Source organism: Rathayibacter sp. VKM Ac-2754 (genome assembly GCF_009807095.1).
Classification (GTDB): Bacteria; Actinomycetota; Actinomycetes; order Actinomycetales; family Microbacteriaceae; genus Rathayibacter.
Genome location: NZ_WUCC01000001.1, coordinates 511,700 through 530,304, shown reverse-complemented (window position 1 = coordinate 530,304; position 18,605 = coordinate 511,700). Strand labels below are relative to the sequence as shown.

Below are 18,605 nucleotides of genomic sequence, written 5' to 3'. Positions count from 1 at the left end.
CCGCGCGCCTCGGAGACGGTGAGTCCCCACACACGCCGCCGCGTCCGAGGGGAGTTCCGGATGATCGCCGTGCGAGAGCAGCTGCTCCTGGAGACGCTGACCATCGCTGCCGACACGCTCGTCGACGACTTCGACATCGTCGACTTCCTGCACGTCCTCGTCGAGCGCAGCTCCGACATCTGCGAGGCGGTCGACGTCGGCATCCTCTTCGCCGAGCCGAAGGGCGAGCTGGTCGTGATGGCCGCCACGAGCGAGCGACTGCGCGTCATCGAGGCCCTGCAGCTCTCGACCGGTCAGGGCCCGTCCCTCGACTCCTACGACTCGGGCGAGGTCGTGACCGCCGGCTCCGTCGACGAGATCGCGCGCCGCTGGCCCGACTTCGCGCCCGGGGTCACCGAGCTCGGCTACCAGTCGGTGCACGCGGTGCCGCTGCGCCTGCGCAGGAGGACGATCGGATCGCTCGACTTCTTCCGCGACGCATGCGGTGAGCTGAGTGCCGAGGACGTGCGATCGGCTCAGACCATCGCCGACATCGCGACGATCGGCTCCTCCAGGAGCGCGCGATCCGCGAGGCGTCGGTCGCCCGCGACCAGCTGCAGCACGCCCTCGACGCCCGGGTGCTGATCGAGCAGGCGAAGGGGGTCATCGCCCACACCCGCCAGGTCGACCTGGACACCGCCTGGGTACTCCTCCGCCAGCGCGCGCGCTCGCACCAGGCGCGGGTCACGGATGTGGCGCGCGCGGTGATCGACGGGCTCATCACGCTCTAGGGGCGCGCCGTCGCCGACACGACCTCGACCACCTCGGCGAGGATGTCCGCGAGCGACCCGGTCCCCCCGCCGGCGAGCCACCACTCGAGCGTCATGTCGTAGACCGCGACCGCCAGGCGGCCCGCGACCTCGGCCTCCAGGGGCGCGAGGCCCCGCCGCGCGAAGGCCGCCGTCGCGCCGTCGTCGATGATCGCGAGCTTGCGCAGCTCCCGCTCGCGCAGCGCCTCGTCCGTCCGCACGATCGTCCACCGCCGCAGCAGCTCCGAGCGGTACAGCTCGAGCCGGGGCAGCACCACCGAGCGCAGTCCGCTGTGGATGACCGCCATCGGCGCCAGGGCGGGGTCCGCCTCGTCGACGACCCGGGCGACGACCGCCGGCAGCTCGTCCTCACCGACGAAGAGCACCTCGCGCTTGTCGGCGTAGTAGCGGAAGAAGCTCCGCGTGGTCAGCCCGGCGCGCTCGGCGATCTGCGGCACGGTCGTCGCCGCGAAGCCCTGCTCGAGGAACAGGTCGAGGGCCGCCTCGTGGAGTCGGCTCGCCGCATCCGGAGCCCATCGCGTCATGCAGGACATGCTACTTGACGACACGCCGTGTCATCACGCACACTCATGACATGACGTGTCATCAGGCCGTCCCGAAGGAGTCGTCATGCCGCATCCGCCCGTCCCCGCTCGTCCCTCCGAGGCCCTCTGATGGCCGCGCCCGAGGCCCTCTGGCTGCGGAGCCGCTTCGGCTCGCTCGAGGTGGGCGAGGCTCCGGTGGCGACCCCTGGCTCCGGCGAGGTGGTCGTCCGTGCGCGCGCCGTCGCCGTCAATCCGGTCGACGCGGTGAACGGCGTCGCTCGCGGCTTCGTCTACCCCTGGCTGAGCTACCCGGCCGTCCTCGGCACCGATGTCGCGGGCGACGTGGTCGCGGTCGGCCCGGGTGTCACCGTCCTCGCCGTCGGCGACCGGGTCACCGGCTTCGCGGTCGGGGCGGAGCGGAGTCGGAACTCGCCCGCCGAGGGCGCCTTCCAGACCCACGTGACACTGCTCGCCACCCTGTGCGCGCGGATCCCGGACGCGCTCTCGTTCGCCGACGCCTCCGTGCTGCCGCTCGCGCTGACGACGGCCGCCGCCGGCCTGTTCGAGACCGACCAGCTCGCGCTCGAGCTCCCGAGCGCCGAGGCCGCGGAGCGGGGGACGACCGTGCTCGTGCTCGGAGCGGCGACCAGCGTGGGGATGAACGCCGTGCAGCTCGCCCGGAGCGCCGGCCACCGCGTCGTCGCCACGGCCTCGCGGAGCAACGCCGAGCTGCTCCGCGAGCTCGGTGCCGAGGCGGTCGTCGACTACCACGACTCCGATGCCGTCGCGCAGCTGGTGCGGGTGCTCGACGGCCACGAGCTCGTCGGCACCCTGGCGGTGGCGAGCGGATCGCTGCCGATCGCTCTCGCGGTCGACTCGGCCAGGGGAGCGGGCGGGATGCGGCGCATCGCCTCGGCCCACCCGACTCCGGTGACCACCGTGCGCGCCGCGCTCGCCCGCCGCCGCGGCGTGCGGGTGACGGCGATCTGGGGCGGCAGCCCGAAGGACACCCCGGTCGGCCCAGGCGTCTGGAACGCCTATCTCCCTGGGGCGCTCGCCGACGGCCGCCACCGCGCGGCTCCGCAGGCGCGGGTCGTCGGCCACGGCCTCGCCGCGATCCCGGAGGCGCTCGTGCGGCTGCGCGCGGGGGCCCGCGCCGAGAAGTTCGTGGTCACCCTCTGACGCGCGCGCCGGTACGGTGTGGCGCATGAGCGACTCCCTCCCGCACGTCCTGTTCGTCTGCCGCAAGAACGGCGGCAAGTCGCAGCTGGCCGCCGCCCTCCTCCGTGATCTGGCCGGCGACGAGGTCGTGGTCGTCTCGGCGGGCACGGCGCCCGGGGAGGCGCTGAACGCCCAGTCGGTCGAGTCGCTGACGGAGCTGGGCATCGACCTCGGCGACGAGCACCCGAAGGCGCTGACCGACGAGATGCTGCGGGCGGCGGATGTCGTGGTCGTCCTCGGCGCGGAGGCGTCGGTCACCGAGGTGCCCGGTCCGCGCTACGAGACCTGGATCACCGACGAGCCCTCCGAGCGCGGCATCGAGGGGATGGAGCGGATGCGGCTGGTGCGCGACGACATCCGCTCGCGGGTGCACGACCTCCGCTCGCGCCTCTAGGGCTTGTTGAACAAGAGACCGCCGACGAACGGAGCACGTGGGATCTTGTTCAACAGACCCTAGCGATCGATCCGTCGAAGACGACCCGTGCGGATCGATCGCACGGGTCTTCTCCGACGGATCGATCCGCGGCTCGGACGCGGGACGCGATGACGCTCCGCGCGTTCAGAGCGATCTGAGATTTCCTTCATAGGATCGTGGGACTGCCCCTGTGGTGAACGGGAGGGGCCGCGCGCTCGTACTCCCTGATGACGGACCGCCGGTTCCGACGAGGAGGGCGCAGTGGTGACAGCACCGGCGATGATCGCGCCCGTGGCGACGAGGCGACGACGAGAGGGGCCGGCCGTGACCCAGCCCGACCCGCGGCGCCGCCGGACGCGCCTCGGCCCGTCCGCCCCGTTCGACCTCTCCGCCGCCTTCGACGAGCACGGCGCCGCCCTGCTCGGCTTCGCGATCAACGCGCTGCGCGACCGGCAGCTCGCGGAGGACTGCGTGCAGGAGACGTTCCTCCGCGCCTGGCGCGCACGGGACGGCTACTCGGCCGAGCGCGCGAGCCTGCGGACCTGGCTGTTCGCCATCGCCCGGAACGTCGTGATCGACGTGCACCGCTCGGTGCAGCGGCTCCCTCGCCTGGTCGCCGCGGAGGTCCTCGAGGACCTGCCCGGCGGCGAGGCCGATCCGCTCGTTCCGCTGATGATGCTCGAGGCGCTCGCGCGGCTGAGCGTCGAGCACCGCGCGGTCGTGATCGCCGTGCACGTGCGCGGCGAGAGCTACGCCGAGGTCTCCGCGACGACCGGCGTGCCGATCGCGACCCTGCGCACCCGCACCTTCTACGCCCTGCGTGCGCTCCGCGAGCATCTCGCGGACGCCGAGACGACCGCCGAGGAGTCATCATGACCGACACCGACGACCCCCGCGAGGGCGGGCGGCGGGAGGAGCTGATCGCCGCGGCCCTCGCCGGTGAGCTGTCTCCGAGCGAGGGCGCGGAGCTCGACCGGCTGCGCGCCGCCGACCCGAGCATCGACCGCGAGCTCGCGGGCTTCGGAGTCGTGCTCGCCGATCTCCGCCGGGTCCGCGGGTGGGACGAGGCGGCACCGTCGGACGACCTGCGCCGGCGCATCCAGAGCATCGCCGGCGTCGCCCCGATCGCCCGCGGTCGCAGCGCCCTGCTGATCGGCGCCGCGGCGGCCTGCCTCGCGGTGGGCGCCGTCGGCGGCTCGGCCCTGCACGTGCTCGGCGACCGCCCCGTCGAGGGCGCGCCCGGCGATCTCGGGGCGGTCGAGACCATCGCCTTCGACGGCGCTCCCGACGGGATCGAGCTCGACGGGTCGCTGATCGCGCACACCTGGGGCACCGAGACGCTGCTGCGGGCGAGCGGCTTCGACGTCGGCGAGAGCTACGACCTCGTCCTCGTCACCGACGCGGGGGAGCGGCTGTCCTCCGGCTCGTTCCTCGGCAGCGAGGTCGAGATCGACTGCGAGATGAACGCCGCCGTGCTGCGCGAGTCGGTGTCCGCGATCGAGATCACCGACGAGTCGGGCGCGACGGTCGCCGTCGCCGAGCTGCCGGTCGTCGAGAGCTGAGGCCGCGCGGCCTCCTGGGGGAAGCTGCTTCTTCTGAGTGGCACCCCCCCTGCTGATCGAGCAGCCCGCGAAGATCCACGACCGTCAGAAGGCCGGGGCAGAAGCCGGATCTGCTGAGGGATCCGGGAGACGAGGGTCGGCCGGTGCAGCTCAGCCCCGCGCCCGCAGCGTCTCCAGCAGGGCCGCCGGCGTCTCGGGGTCGCGCAGGCTGATCGCGAACTCGCGCTGGTTCGCCGTGGTGATCACGAGACCGGGGCCGGCCGCGAGGATCAGCGCGGAGCGGCCGGGCGTCATCCGGTAGCCCCAGCCGCCTCACTCCGCCGGGCGGAGGTGCGCCGTGCTCGCCGAGGCGATGTCGGCCAGCGGGATGCGGCGGAGCGGGATGCCGAGCACCCGCGACGTGACCCGGAGACCTCGGCGGTCGGCAGTCACCCGGAGGCGGGTGAAGGCGAGGACGACGATCGCGCTGCCGCCGAGCACCACCGCCATGGCGACAGCCGGTCCGACGGCCCCCTCGGCCAGCAGGGTCGACGTGGCGAGCACGGCCGAGCCGATGAGCGCGACGCCGACCAGCGCGAAGACGCGGCCGGTGATCGTCGACGACCAGGCGCCCGTCTCGGAGCTGCCGAGCGGGAGGCGCTCGACGGCTGCGCGGGGCTCGCGGGTGGTGGGCGGAGCGATCAGGGCGGGCACGACGGCGTACAGGCTCCCGCCCAGCAGGACGAGCAGCCACGGCCCGAGCACCGCGCCCTCGGCCGATCCGGCCGACAGGGTCGTGCCGACCGAGGTCGCCCAGGTCGCCGCCCCGAGTCCGGCGACGAGACCCGCGGTGCCGAGGACGAGGCGGTGTGCTCGGCCGAGCGCGACGAGCACGATCCCCGCGAGGGCGGCCGCGCCCGCCATCACGAGTGACAGGGCGAGCGTCGCGCCGAGAGTCATCGTGTCGTCGGCCGCGCCGGTGTCCGACCAGTGCGAGGCGAGGGTCTCGGGGAGTCGGTCGGCCAGCGCGATCTTCGAGGCGACGACGCCGAGGGCGGGGAGCAGGAGGGAGGCGGCGGCGAGCCGGCTCCGGAGCTGAGCGGTCATGGGGTGGTCCTCTCGATCAGGCGGACGAGGTCGGCGGAGCTGATCCCGCTGCGGCGGGCCTCTGCGAGCAGCTGGTCGACCAGGGCGGTGACGCGCACGAGGCCCGGGCCGGCCGACTCCGTCACCCACGCGCCCCGGCCGCGCCGCATCTGGATGATGCCGTCGTCGCGCAGAGAGCCGTAGGCCCGCAGCACGGTGTGCATGTTGATGCCGAGCGAGTCGGCGAGCTCGCGGGCCGGAGGCAGGCGGTCGCCCGCCGAGAGCGTGCCGGCGGCGACGGCGGTGCGCACCTGCGTCTCGAGCTGGTCGGCGAGGGAGCGCGGCGAGGAGTGGTCGACGCGGAACAACATGTTTGCAATGTTAGTAGAACAACTGCACCAGCACCAGATCCACGCGTGTCGGGTAGCGTGGCCGCCGACCCCGGGGGAGGGCTCGCATGACTGCACCCAGACCATCCGTCCGTTCGCGCGGAGCGACGCTGCGCCTCGCCGGAGTCCTCGTGGGAGTCAGAGGGCTCCTCGAGATCGTGCTCTCCTTCATGCCGCTGGGCCTCGTCGGCGCCGGCCGGGTCGCTCCGATCCTGCTCGCAGGGCTCCTCGGCTCGGCCGCGGTCGTCCTCGCCCGGGGCGCCGACGCCGAGGGCGGCCTGGTCGGCCGTCGCGGGCGAGCGGCCCTGGTCGCGTTCGCCGTGCTGCTGGTGCTCGGACCGGTCGTCCGACTGCTCACTCGGGTGAGCGGCTCCCTCGGCCTCATGGTCGGCTCGTCGGGGCTCTCCGGCGTGATCCTCGCGCTGTCCGTCGTCGCGGCGGCCCTCGCCCTCGCGGCGCTCGCCGCCTCCCGTTCCGTCCCGCCTCGCGCGGTCGTCGCAGCGATCGTGGCGCTCGCCGTGCACGTGCTCGGCGGCGTCCTCACGTCGATCCCCGGACTCTTCGTCGCGGTCCCGTCGCAGGAGGTGCTCTTCGCGCTGTTCGCGATCGCCTCGGTCGCCGAGTCGCTCTCGCTGGTCGCGGTCGGTCTCGTCTGGATCCTCACGAGCCGGTCGCTGCGCGCCTGAGCCGCGCTCACGAGCCCGGCGACCGCGCGCCCGGGCCTCGTGCAGCCCTCCTGTGCTCAGCTCAGCGCGAGCGACACCGCCAGCACCACCATGACCACGGCGACCCCCGCGTCGAGCACCCGCCAGGCCCCGCGACTCCGGAACAGCGGTCGCAGCGCCCGCGCCCCGACGCCCAGCGCCGTGAACCAGAGCACGCTGCCGAGCGCCGCGCCGGCGCCGAACCACCAGCGCTCGTCGCCGTGCGTGTTCGCGACCGAGCCGAGCAGCACCACGGTGTCGAGGTACACGTGCGGGTTGAGCAGCGTCAGCGCCAGGCAGGTCCCGATCGCGGTGCGGAGCGACGTGGAGGCGCCCGCCGGATCGCCCTCGAGGACGCCCGGCCGAAGCGCCCGCTTCGCCGCGAGGAACGCGTAGGCCAGGAGGAAGAGGATCCCGCCCCAGCGGATGACCACGAGGAGCCAGGGCGCCGACTCGAGCACCGCTCCGATCCCCGCGATGCCGACGATGATCAGCGTCGCGTCGGCGAGGGCGCAGATCGCGACGACGGCGAGCACGTGCTCGCGCCGCAGGCCCTGCCGCAGCACGAAGGCGTTCTGCGCGCCGATGGCGATGATGAGCGAGAGGCCGAAGCCGAGGCCGGACACGGCGGCGAGGAGGGAGGACACGGCTCGACGGTACGGGCGTCACCGTCTGTAGACCAGCTCATGCTCCTTCAGTAGCGTAAGCAGAACTGATGCTCACCGACGATCTCGACCTCTCCCGCCTGCGCGCACTGGCCGCCGCCGTCCGGCACGGCTCCTTCGACGCGGCCGCCCGGGCGCTGCACATCACGCCCTCGGCGCTCAGCCAGCGGATCAAGGCGCTCGAGTCGGCGGCCGGCCGGGTGCTGCTCGTGCGGTCGCGGCCGGTCGTGGCGACGGAGGCGGGTGCCGGGCTGCTCCGCCTCGCGCGCCAGATCGAGCTCCTCGCCGAGGACGCGGTGCGAGCCCTCGATGGCGGGGCGCACGCCGCGGGTCCGGTCCCCGTCCCGCTCGCGGTGAACGCCGACTCCCTCGCGACCTGGGTGCTGCCGGCGCTCGCGGGCGTGCCCGACGTCGTCTTCGAGCTGCACCGCGAGGACCAGGAGCACACCGCGGGCTTCCTCCGCGACGGCACCGTGCTCGCCGCGGTCACCGCGGAGGCGGAGGCGGTCCTCGGCTGCACCGTCACGCCGCTCGGGGTGATGCGGTACCGCGCGATGGCCGCGCCGGCGTTCGCCCAGCGCTGGTTCCCCTCCGGAGACCTCGCGGCCCTCGACCTCGCGCCGGCCGTCGTCTTCGACGAGAAGGACCGCCTGCAGGAGCGGTTCCTGCAGGCGAACGGGGTCGAGGCGCTGCCGCCGCAGCACCGCGTGCCGGGCTCCACCGACTTCGAGGCGGCCGTCCGGCTCGGCCTGGGCTGGGGGATGCTGCCCGAGCTGCAGGCCCCCGTCGGCGCGCCAGGACTGGTCGCGCTCGGCGGCGCCCCCGTCGACGTCCCCCTCTACTGGCAGCAGTGGGCGCTGCGCACTCCGAGCCTCGAGCGCGTCGCGGCCGCGATCACCGCCGCCGCCCGCGCGACCCTCCGCTGACCGCCCCCGCGAGGCTCTGCCCGGGCGGAGGGCGCGCCGCGACAGGCGTGCCGGAGCGGCGTCTCGCGGAGCAGGTCAGACGGCGAAGACGTCGCGGAGGGTGACGGTCTCGAGCGATCGCGCGCGGAGGATGTCGACCAGCTGCGCGTAGACCTGCGTGACGGGATCGAAGTTCGCGTGCCCGATCACGATGTGCTGCGGCAGGAACCACTGGTCGGCGAAGTCGAGCACCTGCTCCGGGGTGATCCGTCCCGAGTCCGACAGCGACCCGTACCAGAGCGTCGTCGCCGTGTAGCCGATGCCGGCGGCGGCGGCGCGGCTGGCCTGGTCGGTGTAGCCGAACGGCGGACGGTAGAAGGGTGCGGCCTCGACCCCGTAGGTCGCGCGGATGAACTCGCCGTTCCGGCCGAGCTCCTCCTGGATCCCGTCGGCCGACAGCGTCGTGAGGTCGGCGTGCGACCAGGTGTGGTTCGCGAGCTGCACCTGACCCGACTCGACCAGCGGCGCTACCGCGGGCGCGCAGGTCGTCCAGGAGTCGTACTGCCCGTTGAGGAAGAACGTCAGCCGCGTCCCGGTGTCCCTCGCGAACTGCGCGTAGGCGGCCACGACCTCGGTGTCGGAGCCGTCGTCGACGGTCCACGCGAGCAGGTTCCCGTCGCCGGGCAGCTCGGTGATGGTGCCCTCGGGCAGGGGGACGCGGGCGCGCACCGGCGCGGCGGCGGCGGTGATCGACGGTGTCGGGCGCGGCGGGGGAGGGGGCGTCGGGGTCGCGGTCGGAGTGGGTGCCGGAGGCGTCGCGGCCGTCTCCGTCACGGGCTCCGACGTGCATCCGGTCAGTGCCACCGCGGCGGACGCGATCCCCAGCAGCAGCGCGCGCCGCCTCATCCGCTCCACAGTGTCCCCCTTGCGGCGCCCGAACCCCCCGGGCGCATCCCCGGTGACCGTAGCGGGGCGCAGGCGCACCGTGCAACGCGGCGCTCCTTGCGGCGGCATCGGCCGTCGCCTAAGCTACTGAGGTTGCGTGCATCTGCACGCGCTTGCGTGCTGCCTTCTCGACGGGATTCCCGTCGCGGGCGGGCGGTGCGCCGACAAGTGACCTTGGGTGGGTCGGGCGAGGCCTCGTGCCGCGCGTGGCCCACGGTAATCACACATGGAGGAAACCATGGCAGCAGTCTGCCAGGTGACCGGAGCCGTTCCCGGTTTCGGACACGCCATCTCGCACTCGCACCGGCGCACCAAGCGCCGCTTCGACCCGAACGTGCAGAAGAAGACGTACTACGTCCCCTCGCTCCGCCGTAACGTCACCCTGACGCTGTCGGCCAAGGGCATCAAGGTCATCGACGCCCGTGGCATCGAGTCCGTCGTCAAGGATGTTCTCGCTCGCGGGGTGAAGATCTAATGGCCAAGCAGCAGGACGTCCGTCCGATCATCAAGCTCCGTTCGACGGCAGGCACCGGTTACACCTACGTGACCAAGAAGAACCGCCGCAACGACCCCGACCGTCTCGTGCTCAAGAAGTACGACCCCGTAGTGCGCAAGCACGTCGACTTCCGCGAGGAGCGCTAAGTATGGCCAAGAAGAGCAAGATCGCCCGCAATGAGCAGCGAAAGATCGTCGTCGACCGCTACGCGGCCAAGCGCCTCGAGCTGAAGAAGGCCCTCGTCGACCCGGCCGGGACCGACGAGAGCCGCGAGGAGGCCCGCGTCGGCCTCCAGAAGCTCCCCCGCAACGCGTCGCCCGTCCGCGTCCGCTCGCGCGACGCCGTCGACGGACGCCCCCGCGGCAACCTCTCGAAGTTCGGCATCTCGCGTGTCCGCTTCCGCGACATGGCCCACCGCGGCGAACTGCCCGGCATCACCAAGTCGAGCTGGTAGAAACCGGCGCAGCGCGCCGGTTTCTACCAGCGTGCTAGCTGCGTGAACGACCGAAGGCCCCGCGATCTAGCGATCGCGGGGCCTTCGGCGTTCACGGGCGAGGGGCGTCCCTGCCGCCCCTCGCCGCAGTCGGCTTCTCGAAGTGGCCGGGTTCCGCAGAGCGTGTTGCGTCCGCTCCGCGAAATCGCTTGGCACGCGATTTCGCGATGCGCTCGGGGTTCCCTCTTGCGGTCGACGTTGTGGTTGTCGTGTCGAGCACGCCGCCCTCGCAGAGTGCTCCCCCACCGCATGCTGATCGAGTAGCCCGCGCCCCCATGCTGATCGAGTAGCCCGCGGAGCGGGCGTATCGAGATCCACGTCAGCCCGCAGCGGAGGTCTGCGGGTCTCTCCCTCTGGTGGTGGTGGGTCTCGATACGGCCCTGCGGGCCTACTCGACCAGCGGGGGAGGGCGGCGGCGCACGAGACGCCGTCAGCAGTCTGCAGCTCCCCCCACCGCATGCTGATCGAGTAGCCCTCGCAGAGGGCGTATCGAGATCCACATCCGCCCGCAGAGCAGTTCTGCAGGTCTCCCGCTCTGGTGGCGGGGAATCTCCCCACGCCCCTGCGGGCCTGCTCGACCAGCGGGGGAGGGCGGCGGCGCACGAGACGCCGTCAGCAATCCGCGGCGCCCCCCGCATGCTGATCGAGTAGCCCGCGGAGCGGGCGTATCGAGATCCACATCCGCCCGCAGAGCAGGTCTGCAGGTCTCCCGCTCTGGTGGCGGGGAATCTCCCCACGCCCCTGCGGGCCTGCTCGACCAGCGGGCGGGCGGGCGGCTCCCGAGCCCGGGCGCCGCGTAAAATGGGGGCATGACAAGCAGCCTTCCGACCGTCGCCGAGATCGCGGCGCTCATCGACCACGCGATCCTGAAGCCCGAGCTGACCCGCGCCGAGGTCGACGCGCAGCTCGACGAGGCGCGCGCGTCGGGCGTCTTCAGTGTCTGCGTCCGCCCCTCCGACATCGCCCACGCGGTCGAGCGGCTCGAGGGCTCCGGAGTGCTCGTCGGCACCGTCATCGGATTCCCGCACGGCACGACCTCGACGGCGGCCAAGGCGGCGGAGTCGCGCCAGGCCCTCGCCGACGGCGCCTCCGAGCTCGACATGGTCGTCAACATCGGCCGGCTGCGGAGCGGTCTGCTGCAGGACGTCGAGGACGACATCCGCGCCGTGGTCGACGCCGCCGACGGACACGTCGTCAAGGTGATCCTCGAGACCAGCTACCTCGACGACGAGCAGATCGTCGCGGGCAGCGAGGCGTCCGAGCGCGCGGGCGCCGACTTCGTCAAGACCGCGACCGGCTTCGGCGGCGGCGGCGCGAACGAGCACGACCTGCGCCTGATGCGCGGCGCGGTGTCCGACGCCGTCCAGGTGAAGGCGTCCGGAGGCGTCCGCGACCTCGACACGCTCCTCGCCTACCGCGCGCTCGGCGTGACCCGCTTCGGCACGAGCGGGTCGGCCACGATCCTCGGCGACCTCGCCGCGCGTCTGGCGGGCGACTCCTCCGCGTCGCGCGTCGACGCCGCCTCCTACTGAGGTGGGCGCTCGGCCCGGGCCCGCCGGCCGCTGGCTCGCCTACACCCGCCGCCCCCTCGACGAGACGGCGCGGGCGCTCAAGGAGCGGGTCTACGCGGCCTTCACCGGACTCGCGGTCGTGATGATCTACGCGGTCGGCGACGAGCCCGACGCCGGGCACGCGCTCCGCAGCCTCGTCGTGTCGATCGTCGGCATCTCTGCGGCCGGCTTCGTCGCCGAGGTGATCGCGCACCAGGTCACCCACGCCGCGACTCCGTCACGAGCCGAGACGCGCACGATGCTGCGGATCGCGGGCGGTGCGCTCGCCTCCGCCTCCGTGCCCGTCCTCGCGCTGGCGGCCGCCGCGCTCGGCTGGCTCGACGCGCGGACCGCCCTCTGGATCGGCGTGGGCGTCTACGTCCTCACCCTGGCGGGCATCGCCCTGATCGCGGTCGCCCGTGCCGGGTTGAGCGTGCGGCAGAGCATCGTCTCGCTCGTCGGCCTGGTCGGCCTCGGCGCGCTCGTGGTCGGCGTGCTGGCGCTCGCGCACTGACCCGCCCGTCTCCGTCGCCCGCGTAGTCTCGAGGGCGATGTCGTCACGCACCCGGGTCGAGCTCGGCCGCCGAGAAGACCTCGGCGCCGACTGCGCGAACTGCTTCGCCCTGTGCTGCGTCGCGCTCGCCTTCGCGCGCTCGGCCGACTTCCCCGTCGACAAGCCCGCCGGCGACCCGTGCGCGAACCTCGCCGCCGACGACTCCTGCTCGATCCACCGCCGGCTCCGCCCCGAGGGCTTCGTGGGCTGCACGGTCTTCGACTGCTTCGGCGCGGGCCAGAAGGTTTCGATGCAGACGTTCGGCGGAGTGTCGTGGCGCGGCGACGACGAGGTGCGCGCGGCGATGTTCGCGGTCTTCCCGCTGATGCGGAGGCTGCACGAGCTGCTCTGGTACCTCGACGTCGCTCTGGCCCTGCCCGGCGTCTCGACCGAGCTCCGCGAGAGGGTCCGGGCGCGGTTCGACGCCGTCCATGCGCTCACGCTGCAGGAGTCGGCGGTCGTGCTGGCGCTCGACGTCGATGCGGAGTACGCGGCGGCCCGTCCGGCGCTGATCGAGGCGAGCGCGGCGGCGAGGGCGGGTCGCGGCGCGTCTCGAGCGCGGAGGAAGCGCCTGGGTCCGGGCGCCGATCTCGTCGCCGCGGCGCTGGCCGGCGCCGACCTGCGGGGAGCCGACCTGCGCGGGGCGCTGCTGATCGCCGCGGACCTGCGCGGCGCCGACCTGCGCGCCTGCGACGTCCTCGGAGCCGACCTCCGCGACGCCGACGTCTCGGGCGCCGATCTGTCGGAGGCGATCTACCTCACGCAGTCGCAGCTCTCGAGCACCCGCGGTGATGCGGCGACGGTGCTGCCCCGCGACTTCGCGCGGCCCGCGCACTGGCGGGACTGAGCGACCGGGTCAGTCGACCCGTGCGTCCGCGTCCTCCGCGTCGATCCCCTCGATGACGGAGCGCTCGAGCAGGTTCGGTCCGTTCCAGCTCTCGATCACGCAGCGCGGGAAGGCCTCGCGGTCGGGTGCCCGGAGCCACGTCGTCGCCGCCTCCCTGGCCCAGGCCTCGGAGGCGTACACGCCGATGATCTCGGTGCGGTCGTCCCACGGAGTGGCGGTCGAGAGGACGAAGTGGTCTCCGCTCATCACTGCTCCTCCGGGTTCACGCGCCCGCGCGGTGAGCGCGCGGACGCTCCTTCGGCACCGGCCGCGCCCAGACTAGCCGACGGGTGCCGGTCAGCTCAGGCGATCGAGTCACGGAGACGCCCGTTCAGCGCGCCCAGTGACGCGACGATCTCGTCGGTGTCGGCGCCGGGGAGCACGGCGCCGCCGAGGGCGAGGCTGTGGCGGAGGACGGCGACGTCGCTGTCCTCGAGGCGGTGGGCGGAGACCAGTGCCTCCAGGGTGGCGAGGACGGCGATGAGGGCGACGGTGTCGTCCACGTCAAGGGGCCGGGTGCTGGAACGGTCCACGGCGCACCTCCTGTTCGGGATCGGGATCGTGTTCGGACGAGAACGGATCCGGGGTCCGGGGATCGCGCGCTCTCAGGGTGACGCACGAGAGGCGCCCTGCGGGTCTTCACCCGCGGGGCGCCGCTCGAACGGACTACTTCTGGGGGTCAGGCGACGCGGGGCTCGGCCTCGGGAGCGTCGTCCTCGGGGATGTGCACGTCCTGGACGGTCACGTTGATCTCGGCGACCTCCATGCCGATGATCTGCTGGATCGCGTCGGCGACGGCCGAGCGGACACCCTCGGCGACGTCCTGGAGCGGGGTGGGGTACTCGGCGACGATCGTCACGTCGGCCGCGACCTGGCGCTCGCCGACCTCGACCTTGACGCCCTGGCCGCGGTCGTCGTTGCCGATCGCGCTGCGGAGGGCGCCGATGGCGCGGGCGGCGCCACCGCCGAGAGCGTGCACGCCGCGGACCTCGCGCGCGGCGATGCCGGCGACCTTCGCGATGACGCCGTCGTCGATGACGGTGCGTCCGGCTCCGGTCGCGGGGGTGGTGATGCTCTCGGCCATGATCTCCTCTTTCGCTCACTGCCCGGTCACGGTGATCGGGCGCTTCTGCGGATAGGACGCTCGGCGGGGCTCGATCGTCACGGTCGGATCCGGAGCGTCCAGGGAACTGCCAGACGGTGCCGCCGACTCTTCGAGTCCTCGCAGGAGCGACGTGCGATCAGCGGGCCGTGACGCGCTCGAGGAAGGCGAGGGTCCGTTCCAGGGCCGTCCGCGCGTCGGCGAGGTCGAGGTCGAACTGGTACTCGTGGCCGAGCTGCGCCTCGTGGCCGGCGCCCCAGAACAGCTCGGTCACGGGGACGCCGAGCGAGCGCAGGTGCGCCGCGAACGGGCGCGACTGGCGCGCCGTGAGGGCGTCGGCGTTGCCTCCGCTGATGAACACCGGAGGGAACCGCGGAGTCACGTGGTCGATCGTCGACATCTGCGCGCCGGCGGTCGACTCCGACCAGTTGCGGTGCCCGGTGTAGGCCCAGAGCGCGGAGCGGAAGCCCCAGCCCGCGACTCCGGTGACCTTCGCCATCGAGCTCAGATCGAACACGCCGCAGTGCAGCACCACCGCGCGCACGGCGTCGACCGGCAGCGACGTCGTGAGGCCGGCGTCGCGCGCGTAGGAGGGGTTGGTGACGGCGGTGGCCAGCTGGCTCGCGAGCTGTGCGCCGGCGGAGTCCCCGGCCAGCACGATCCGATCGCGGGCGATGCCGAGGCGGCCGGCGTGGCGCCGCAGGTGCTCGAGGGCGGCGAGGAGCTGGCGGGGCGCCGTCGGGTAGATCGACTCGGGCCCGCGGCCGTAGTCGAGGCCGACGGTCGTGTAGCCGGCGTCGGCGAGCAGGCGGAGGTAGGGGTCGACGTCGCGCCGGTGCCCCGAGATCCAGGCTCCGCCGTGGATCCAGACGACGGTGGGCCGGGCGCCGGCGCCTGCCGAGCGGAAGACGTCGGCCGTCGTCGCGGGTGCCCCCGGGCGGCCGGGGATCACCTCGGCGACGCGCGAGACGCCCTCCGGTGCGCGCCGGCGCATGCCCGCGGCCGTGCGCCGGGCCTCGCGCTCGAACACGGCCCTGATCGCGAGGGCCGACGGCCACCGCGCCGCTCCCAGCACGCTCGTCATCCGTCCCCCCTCTGCGCGAGCGGTTCCGGATCGGGATCCGCGTCCGCCCGCCCCCGCAGACACCCGCCTCGCTCGATGAAGGCTACGCACCCGCTGGACCGGCGGGCGGCTGCCCCGCGGTGATTCGCCGCCCGCCGTCCTGCTGTGGTGCGATGGTCGAGTGACGGACGACGCGACGACCGAGCCCCCCGCCTCCCGCGTGCGACCGAGGACCCTGCTCCTCCTCGCCGTCATCGGCACGATCGGCGGGGTGCTCTCGGGGCTCTTCGGCGTCGGCGGCGGCATCGTGATGGTGCCCATGCTCATCGCCTGGGCCGGGATGGACCAGCGCCGCGCCTCCGCGACCTCGCTGCTCGCCATCGCCCCCACCTCGGTCGCGGGTGCCTTCGCCTACGCGCTGTCCGGCCAGGTGGCCTGGCTCCCCGCCGCGGTGATCGCCGCGGCGGCGATGCTCGGCGCGATCCTGGGCTCGTGGCTGCTGGCGCGGCTGCCGCTCGGCGTGCTCCGCTGGCTGTTCGTCGCCCTGCTCGTCGCGGCAGCCGTGCGGATGGCCGTCTTCGGCTCGAACGAGACCGGGGACGTCGCGGAGGGCTGGGGGGTGTGGCCCGGATTCGCGGGCCTCGGGATCCTGATGGGCGTCGCCTCGGGTCTCTTCGGCATCGGCGGCGGGGCGATCGCCGTGCCCGTCCTGGTCGGCGCGTTCGGGCTCGCCGACCTGCTGGCGAAGGGCACGTCGCTGGCCGCGATGATCCCGACCGCTGTCACCGGCTCGATCGCGAACGCGCGCCGCGGGCTGCTCGATCTGCGCGCCGGCCTCATCGTGGGGCTCTTCGCGACGGGGTTCTCGTTCGCCGGAGTCGCGCTGTCGTTCCTGCTGCCCGCCCGGTACTCGGGAGTCCTCTTCGCGGTGCTGCTGCTGCTCGCGGCGCTGCAGCTCGCGCTCCGGAATCGGAAGCGGTCGCCGGGGGAGCGATCCTGATCCCGACGGATCCGGTGAGCGCTACGTCCACTCGGCGAGGTACGGGAGGCGGCGCTCGAGGGCGAAGGCGCGGACGACCTCCTCGGCGGCGCCCCGTCGGCGCAGCAGCTCGTCCTCGCTCCGGACCCAGCCGTAGGGGTACGGGAACGAGCTGATCACGTGCGCCATGATCGCGACGACCATCTCGTCGTCGTCCGCGGCGGTGACGTCGGGCCGGGCGACTCCGCGCTCGACGAGCTGCGCGCTCCAGCTCCCGTCCGCGGCGCGGTCGGCGACCCAGCGCGGATCGGCGTCGTAGGCGAGGCGGTCGGGACGCACCGTCGTCCAGTGCAGGCCTCGGGAGGGGAGCACGTCGCGGACGGCGCGCACGAGCGAGGCCGGGGTCCAGGAGGCGGGGAAGAAGGTCCGCAGCGCGATGTCGAGCACCTGCGCGCTCGGGTCGCCCGGGGCTCCGCGGCCACCGGCCCCGACGGCGGCGCAGACCGCGAGGGTCTCGGGATGCGGGCCCCCGGAGGCGCGCCCCAGCTCGGCCACGTGGATCGCGAGGCCGCGGTGGAACGCCTCCGACGCCGCGGCATCGGCGAACGGGGGAGCGGGGACGCTCGGGTCGAGCCGGATGCGCGGCAGCTGACGCACGGTGCCTCCTCGGGTCGCCCCCATTCGACCACGGGCGTCCCGGTGCTCTCGGGAGAAGTGACTTCCTGCGTATGGTCCCGTCCTCGCTGATCGAGTAGCCCGCTCTGCGGGCGTATCGAGATCCACGTCCTTCAGAAGATCTGGTCAGGAGGCTGATCTGCCGACGCCGGCGGGTCTCGGTACGCCCCTGCGGGGCTGCGGGCTCGACCAGCAGGGAAGGAGGTGGCGCGGACTCTTCCCGCATCACTGAGACTCGACGCGGCTTCGCGGCTCGATACGCCGCCTGCGGGCTCGACCAGCAGGCACGCCGCAGGCGAGCGGGCGGGCGGGTACGACGGCTCCCCGCGGGCGTGACACGATCGAGGGTGATGTCCTCCGGAGCCGCATGAGCGCGTTCACCTATCAGGCCGCGTCGATCCCGCTGCGTCTCGCCAGCTCGGGGATGGTCGTCGCCCTCCCCGTCCTCGCCGTCGAGCGCCTCGACGACGTGGCGCTCGGCGCGCTGCTGACCGGCGCCGCGCTGTTCCCGAGCGTCGTCGCGGCGCCGCTCGTCGGCACGGTGCTCGACCGCATCCGCAAGCCGCGCCGCCTGCTGGTCGGCGCCGCCGTGACGACGGCCGCCGCGTTCGCCCTGGCCGCCTTCCTCGGCGACGTGCCGACTCCGCTGATCGCGCTGCTGCTCCTGCTGGCCGGGCTGGCGACGCCGGTCTACATGGGCGGCATGTCGAGCTTCGTCACCAGCGCCATCGCCGACCCTCGGCGGGCCTACGCGCAGGACTCGCTCTCGTACACCGTCGCCTCGATCAGCGGTCCGGCGATCGCGGGGCTCGCGATCGGAGTCGGCTCGGCGCGGGTCGCCATGCTGGCCATGGCCGTCCTCGCCCTCGTCGGAGTCCTCGGCTCGCTCGCGCTGGTCATGGAGCCGCGGCCGATGCCGACCGTGGGCGTCCGGCGCACCATCGCGGCCGGTGTCACCCATCTCGTCCGCCACCGCCCGATCGCGGTCGTCACCCTCGCGGGCACGCTGAGCCAGGTCGGCGGAGGCGCCGCCGGGGTCGCCGCGATCGGCCTCTCGCTCGAGCGGCTCGGCAGCACGGACGGAGCGGCGTGGATCCTCACCGCCTTCGCCGTCGGCGGCCTCCTCGGCGCGATCGCGGTCGCGGCCCGGAGGTGGACCCACCGGCCCCCGGCCTGGGTGATGGGCGCGGGCTTCGCCGCGACGGGAGCCAGCCTGCTGGTCGCCGCTCCCGACCTCGGGATCGTCGTGACGGTCGTCGCGTTCGCCGTCGCGGGGGTCTTCACCGCGCCCGCGAACGCGGCCATGCTGCTCCTGCGCGATCAGGAGAGCCCGGCGGCCGTGCGCTCGCAGGTCTTCACGATCGGCGCGGGCCTGCGGGCAGCGGCCGCCGCGGTGGGCGCGGTGCTCGCGGGCGCGGCGTCGAGCCTCCCCGCCGGATGGCTGGTCGTCGGCATCGCGACGATCTGGATCGTCTCGGGTCTGCTGCTGCGCCTCTTCCCGCGCCCAGAGGTGACGTCTCGGATGGAGGCGCCGCACAAGTAAGGCTGGATCCGCTGATATCGCGAGAATTCCGAGATTCGAGCGGTCTGGCCTTGCTTCTGCG

27 protein-coding genes are annotated in these 18,605 nt (G+C 73.5%); 16 read left to right on the top strand and 11 right to left on the bottom strand.

The window, feature by feature from the left end; translation table 11 throughout:
* Positions 1–60: 60 nt before the first annotated feature.
* The gene (locus tag GRS92_RS02700; RefSeq protein ID WP_159853013.1) at positions 61–624 is read left to right on the top strand and encodes a GAF domain-containing protein; all 564 of its coding nucleotides are present in this window, start codon (positions 61–63) and stop codon (positions 622–624) included.
* Positions 618–770: an ANTAR domain-containing protein gene (locus GRS92_RS02695; protein ID WP_159853012.1), complete on the top strand. Its 153-nt coding sequence runs from the start codon at positions 618–620 to the stop codon at positions 768–770. The genes GRS92_RS02700 and GRS92_RS02695 overlap by 7 nt, the downstream gene beginning before the upstream one ends.
* On the opposite strand, the gene GRS92_RS02690 is transcribed toward GRS92_RS02695, so the two are convergent.
* Complete coding sequence (locus GRS92_RS02690) at positions 767–1,333, bottom strand: TetR/AcrR family transcriptional regulator (protein ID WP_159853011.1); 567 nt, start codon at positions 1,331–1,333, stop codon at positions 767–769. The genes GRS92_RS02695 and GRS92_RS02690 overlap by 4 nt on opposite strands.
* 129 nt (positions 1,334–1,462) lie before the next feature.
* Here GRS92_RS02690 and GRS92_RS02685 point away from each other — a divergent pair, with 129 nt between their 5' ends.
* From GRS92_RS02685 to GRS92_RS02670, 4 genes are all read left to right on the top strand, one after another.
* On the top strand, positions 1,463–2,515 hold the full coding sequence (locus GRS92_RS02685) for a zinc-binding alcohol dehydrogenase family protein (RefSeq protein WP_159853010.1): 1,053 nt from the start codon (positions 1,463–1,465) through the stop codon (positions 2,513–2,515).
* A gap of 25 nt (positions 2,516–2,540) precedes the next feature.
* On the top strand, positions 2,541–2,948 hold the full coding sequence (locus GRS92_RS02680; protein WP_159853009.1) for an arsenate-mycothiol transferase ArsC: 408 nt from the start codon (positions 2,541–2,543) through the stop codon (positions 2,946–2,948).
* A 345-nt stretch (positions 2,949–3,293) separates the two neighbouring features.
* The gene (locus tag GRS92_RS02675) at positions 3,294–3,845 is read left to right on the top strand and encodes a sigma-70 family RNA polymerase sigma factor (RefSeq protein ID WP_327437419.1); all 552 of its coding nucleotides are present in this window, start codon (positions 3,294–3,296) and stop codon (positions 3,843–3,845) included.
* The gene (locus tag GRS92_RS02670; protein WP_159853008.1) at positions 3,842–4,531 is read left to right on the top strand and encodes a hypothetical protein; all 690 of its coding nucleotides are present in this window, start codon (positions 3,842–3,844) and stop codon (positions 4,529–4,531) included. The genes GRS92_RS02675 and GRS92_RS02670 overlap by 4 nt, the downstream gene beginning before the upstream one ends.
* Before the next feature lie 150 nt (positions 4,532–4,681).
* On the opposite strand, the gene GRS92_RS02665 is transcribed toward GRS92_RS02670, so the two are convergent.
* From GRS92_RS02665 to GRS92_RS02655, 3 genes are read right to left on the bottom strand one after another with little or no spacing between them, the layout of a single operon-like run.
* Positions 4,682–4,825: a hypothetical protein gene (locus GRS92_RS02665; protein ID WP_159853007.1), complete on the bottom strand. Its 144-nt coding sequence runs from the start codon at positions 4,823–4,825 to the stop codon at positions 4,682–4,684.
* Between the two features lie 18 nt (positions 4,826–4,843).
* Positions 4,844–5,617 carry a hypothetical protein gene (locus GRS92_RS02660; protein ID WP_159853005.1) on the bottom strand — a complete coding sequence of 258 codons (774 nt, stop codon included), beginning with the start codon at positions 5,615–5,617 and terminating at the stop codon, positions 4,844–4,846.
* A complete protein-coding gene (locus tag GRS92_RS02655; protein WP_159853003.1) occupies positions 5,614–5,967 on the bottom strand; it encodes a GntR family transcriptional regulator in 354 nt (117 codons plus the stop codon). The genes GRS92_RS02660 and GRS92_RS02655 overlap by 4 nt, the downstream gene beginning before the upstream one ends.
* Before the next feature lie 86 nt (positions 5,968–6,053).
* Between GRS92_RS02655 and GRS92_RS02650 the strand changes: the two genes are divergently transcribed.
* The gene (locus GRS92_RS02650) at positions 6,054–6,671 is read left to right on the top strand and encodes a hypothetical protein (RefSeq protein ID WP_159853001.1); all 618 of its coding nucleotides are present in this window, start codon (positions 6,054–6,056) and stop codon (positions 6,669–6,671) included.
* Between the two features lie 56 nt (positions 6,672–6,727).
* Here the strand turns inward: GRS92_RS02650 and GRS92_RS02645 are convergent, their stop codons facing one another.
* Positions 6,728–7,336 carry a LysE/ArgO family amino acid transporter gene (locus tag GRS92_RS02645; protein ID WP_159852999.1) on the bottom strand — a complete coding sequence of 203 codons (609 nt, stop codon included), beginning with the start codon at positions 7,334–7,336 and terminating at the stop codon, positions 6,728–6,730.
* Between the two features lie 68 nt (positions 7,337–7,404).
* Here GRS92_RS02645 and GRS92_RS02640 point away from each other — a divergent pair, with 68 nt between their 5' ends.
* Entirely contained in the window at positions 7,405–8,280 is an 876-nt protein-coding gene (locus GRS92_RS02640) for an ArgP/LysG family DNA-binding transcriptional regulator (RefSeq protein WP_159852997.1), read from the top strand.
* A 75-nt stretch (positions 8,281–8,355) separates the two neighbouring features.
* Here GRS92_RS02640 and GRS92_RS02635 read toward each other — a convergent pair whose 3' ends face one another.
* Positions 8,356–9,165, bottom strand: a complete 810-nt coding sequence (locus GRS92_RS02635) for a polysaccharide deacetylase family protein (RefSeq protein WP_159852995.1) — start codon at positions 9,163–9,165, stop codon at positions 8,356–8,358.
* 277 nt (positions 9,166–9,442) lie between these two features.
* On the opposite strand from GRS92_RS02635, the gene rpmB reads away from it, so the two are divergent.
* The 6 genes from rpmB (at position 9,443) to GRS92_RS02605 (ending at position 13,143) form a co-directional block, all read left to right on the top strand.
* Positions 9,443–9,679 carry a 50S ribosomal protein L28 gene (gene rpmB, locus GRS92_RS02630; RefSeq protein WP_056038148.1) on the top strand — a complete coding sequence of 79 codons (237 nt, stop codon included), beginning with the start codon at positions 9,443–9,445 and terminating at the stop codon, positions 9,677–9,679.
* On the top strand, positions 9,679–9,846 hold the full coding sequence (rpmG, locus tag GRS92_RS02625) for a 50S ribosomal protein L33 (RefSeq protein WP_027692168.1): 168 nt from the start codon (positions 9,679–9,681) through the stop codon (positions 9,844–9,846). The genes rpmB and rpmG overlap by 1 nt, the downstream gene beginning before the upstream one ends.
* Positions 9,847–9,848: 2 nt before the next feature.
* Positions 9,849–10,154, top strand: a complete 306-nt coding sequence (gene rpsN / locus GRS92_RS02620; protein ID WP_056038146.1) for a 30S ribosomal protein S14 — start codon at positions 9,849–9,851, stop codon at positions 10,152–10,154.
* An 848-nt stretch (positions 10,155–11,002) separates the two neighbouring features.
* Complete coding sequence (deoC, locus tag GRS92_RS02615; RefSeq protein ID WP_159852993.1) at positions 11,003–11,725, top strand: deoxyribose-phosphate aldolase; 723 nt, start codon at positions 11,003–11,005, stop codon at positions 11,723–11,725.
* Position 11,726: 1 nt separating this feature from the next.
* Positions 11,727–12,257 (top strand): hypothetical protein, encoded by a 531-nt coding sequence (locus GRS92_RS02610; RefSeq protein WP_159852991.1) that lies wholly within the window; start codon positions 11,727–11,729, stop codon positions 12,255–12,257.
* A gap of 37 nt (positions 12,258–12,294) precedes the next feature.
* A complete protein-coding gene (locus GRS92_RS02605) occupies positions 12,295–13,143 on the top strand; it encodes a pentapeptide repeat-containing protein (protein WP_159852989.1) in 849 nt (282 codons plus the stop codon).
* Positions 13,144–13,152: 9 nt separating this feature from the next.
* Here GRS92_RS02605 and GRS92_RS02600 read toward each other — a convergent pair whose 3' ends face one another.
* From GRS92_RS02600 to GRS92_RS02585, 4 genes are all read right to left on the bottom strand, one after another.
* Positions 13,153–13,389 carry a hypothetical protein gene (locus tag GRS92_RS02600; RefSeq protein ID WP_159852987.1) on the bottom strand — a complete coding sequence of 79 codons (237 nt, stop codon included), beginning with the start codon at positions 13,387–13,389 and terminating at the stop codon, positions 13,153–13,155.
* Between the two features lie 95 nt (positions 13,390–13,484).
* Entirely contained in the window at positions 13,485–13,715 is a 231-nt protein-coding gene (locus GRS92_RS02595) for a hypothetical protein (RefSeq protein WP_159852985.1), read from the bottom strand.
* A 146-nt stretch (positions 13,716–13,861) separates the two neighbouring features.
* Positions 13,862–14,266 carry an Asp23/Gls24 family envelope stress response protein gene (locus GRS92_RS02590; RefSeq protein ID WP_159852983.1) on the bottom strand — a complete coding sequence of 135 codons (405 nt, stop codon included), beginning with the start codon at positions 14,264–14,266 and terminating at the stop codon, positions 13,862–13,864.
* 157 nt (positions 14,267–14,423) lie between these two features.
* Positions 14,424–15,368, bottom strand: coding sequence for an alpha/beta hydrolase (locus GRS92_RS02585; protein WP_159852981.1), 945 nt, complete (start codon positions 15,366–15,368; stop codon positions 14,424–14,426).
* A gap of 160 nt (positions 15,369–15,528) precedes the next feature.
* Here GRS92_RS02585 and GRS92_RS02580 point away from each other — a divergent pair, with 160 nt between their 5' ends.
* Positions 15,529–16,347, top strand: coding sequence for a sulfite exporter TauE/SafE family protein (locus GRS92_RS02580; protein WP_159852979.1), 819 nt, complete (start codon positions 15,529–15,531; stop codon positions 16,345–16,347).
* 21 nt (positions 16,348–16,368) lie between these two features.
* On the opposite strand, the gene GRS92_RS02575 is transcribed toward GRS92_RS02580, so the two are convergent.
* The gene (locus GRS92_RS02575) at positions 16,369–16,983 is read right to left on the bottom strand and encodes a hypothetical protein (protein ID WP_159852977.1); all 615 of its coding nucleotides are present in this window, start codon (positions 16,981–16,983) and stop codon (positions 16,369–16,371) included.
* Positions 16,984–17,368: 385 nt separating this feature from the next.
* On the opposite strand from GRS92_RS02575, the gene GRS92_RS02570 reads away from it, so the two are divergent.
* Entirely contained in the window at positions 17,369–18,544 is a 1,176-nt protein-coding gene (locus tag GRS92_RS02570) for an MFS transporter (RefSeq protein ID WP_159852976.1), read from the top strand.
* The last annotated feature ends 61 nt before the right edge of the window (positions 18,545–18,605 follow it).

Bases quoted from the DNA above. Each gene is read 5' to 3' on its own strand.
- GRS92_RS02635 (WP_159852995.1), bottom strand. From the start codon at position 9,165: ATGAGGCGGCGCGCGCTGCTGCTGGGGATCGCGTCCGCCGCGGTGGCA.
- GRS92_RS02605 (WP_159852989.1), top strand. From the start codon at position 12,295: ATGTCGTCACGCACCCGGGTCGAGCTCGGCCGCCGAGAAGACCTCGGC.
- GRS92_RS02690 (WP_159853011.1), bottom strand. From the start codon at position 1,333: ATGACGCGATGGGCTCCGGATGCGGCGAGCCGACTCCACGAGGCGGCC.
- GRS92_RS02650 (WP_159853001.1), top strand. From the start codon at position 6,054: ATGACTGCACCCAGACCATCCGTCCGTTCGCGCGGAGCGACGCTGCGC.
- GRS92_RS02660 (WP_159853005.1), bottom strand. From the start codon at position 5,617: ATGACCGCTCAGCTCCGGAGCCGGCTCGCCGCCGCCTCCCTCCTGCTC.
- GRS92_RS02600 (WP_159852987.1), bottom strand. From the start codon at position 13,389: ATGAGCGGAGACCACTTCGTCCTCTCGACCGCCACTCCGTGGGACGAC.
- rpmB (WP_056038148.1), top strand. From the start codon at position 9,443: ATGGCAGCAGTCTGCCAGGTGACCGGAGCCGTTCCCGGTTTCGGACAC.
- GRS92_RS02585 (WP_159852981.1), bottom strand. From the start codon at position 15,368: ATGACGAGCGTGCTGGGAGCGGCGCGGTGGCCGTCGGCCCTCGCGATC.
- GRS92_RS02590 (WP_159852983.1), bottom strand. From the start codon at position 14,266: ATGGCCGAGAGCATCACCACCCCCGCGACCGGAGCCGGACGCACCGTC.
- GRS92_RS02640 (WP_159852997.1), top strand. From the start codon at position 7,405: ATGCTCACCGACGATCTCGACCTCTCCCGCCTGCGCGCACTGGCCGCC.
- GRS92_RS02680 (WP_159853009.1), top strand. From the start codon at position 2,541: ATGAGCGACTCCCTCCCGCACGTCCTGTTCGTCTGCCGCAAGAACGGC.
- rpsN (WP_056038146.1), top strand. From the start codon at position 9,849: ATGGCCAAGAAGAGCAAGATCGCCCGCAATGAGCAGCGAAAGATCGTC.
- deoC (WP_159852993.1), top strand. From the start codon at position 11,003: ATGACAAGCAGCCTTCCGACCGTCGCCGAGATCGCGGCGCTCATCGAC.
- GRS92_RS02685 (WP_159853010.1), top strand. From the start codon at position 1,463: ATGGCCGCGCCCGAGGCCCTCTGGCTGCGGAGCCGCTTCGGCTCGCTC.
- GRS92_RS02570 (WP_159852976.1), top strand. From the start codon at position 17,369: ATGAGCGCGTTCACCTATCAGGCCGCGTCGATCCCGCTGCGTCTCGCC.
- GRS92_RS02670 (WP_159853008.1), top strand. From the start codon at position 3,842: ATGACCGACACCGACGACCCCCGCGAGGGCGGGCGGCGGGAGGAGCTG.
- GRS92_RS02655 (WP_159853003.1), bottom strand. From the start codon at position 5,967: ATGTTGTTCCGCGTCGACCACTCCTCGCCGCGCTCCCTCGCCGACCAG.
- GRS92_RS02665 (WP_159853007.1), bottom strand. From the start codon at position 4,825: ATGACGCCCGGCCGCTCCGCGCTGATCCTCGCGGCCGGCCCCGGTCTC.
- GRS92_RS02700 (WP_159853013.1), top strand. From the start codon at position 61: ATGATCGCCGTGCGAGAGCAGCTGCTCCTGGAGACGCTGACCATCGCT.
- rpmG (WP_027692168.1), top strand. From the start codon at position 9,679: ATGGCCAAGCAGCAGGACGTCCGTCCGATCATCAAGCTCCGTTCGACG.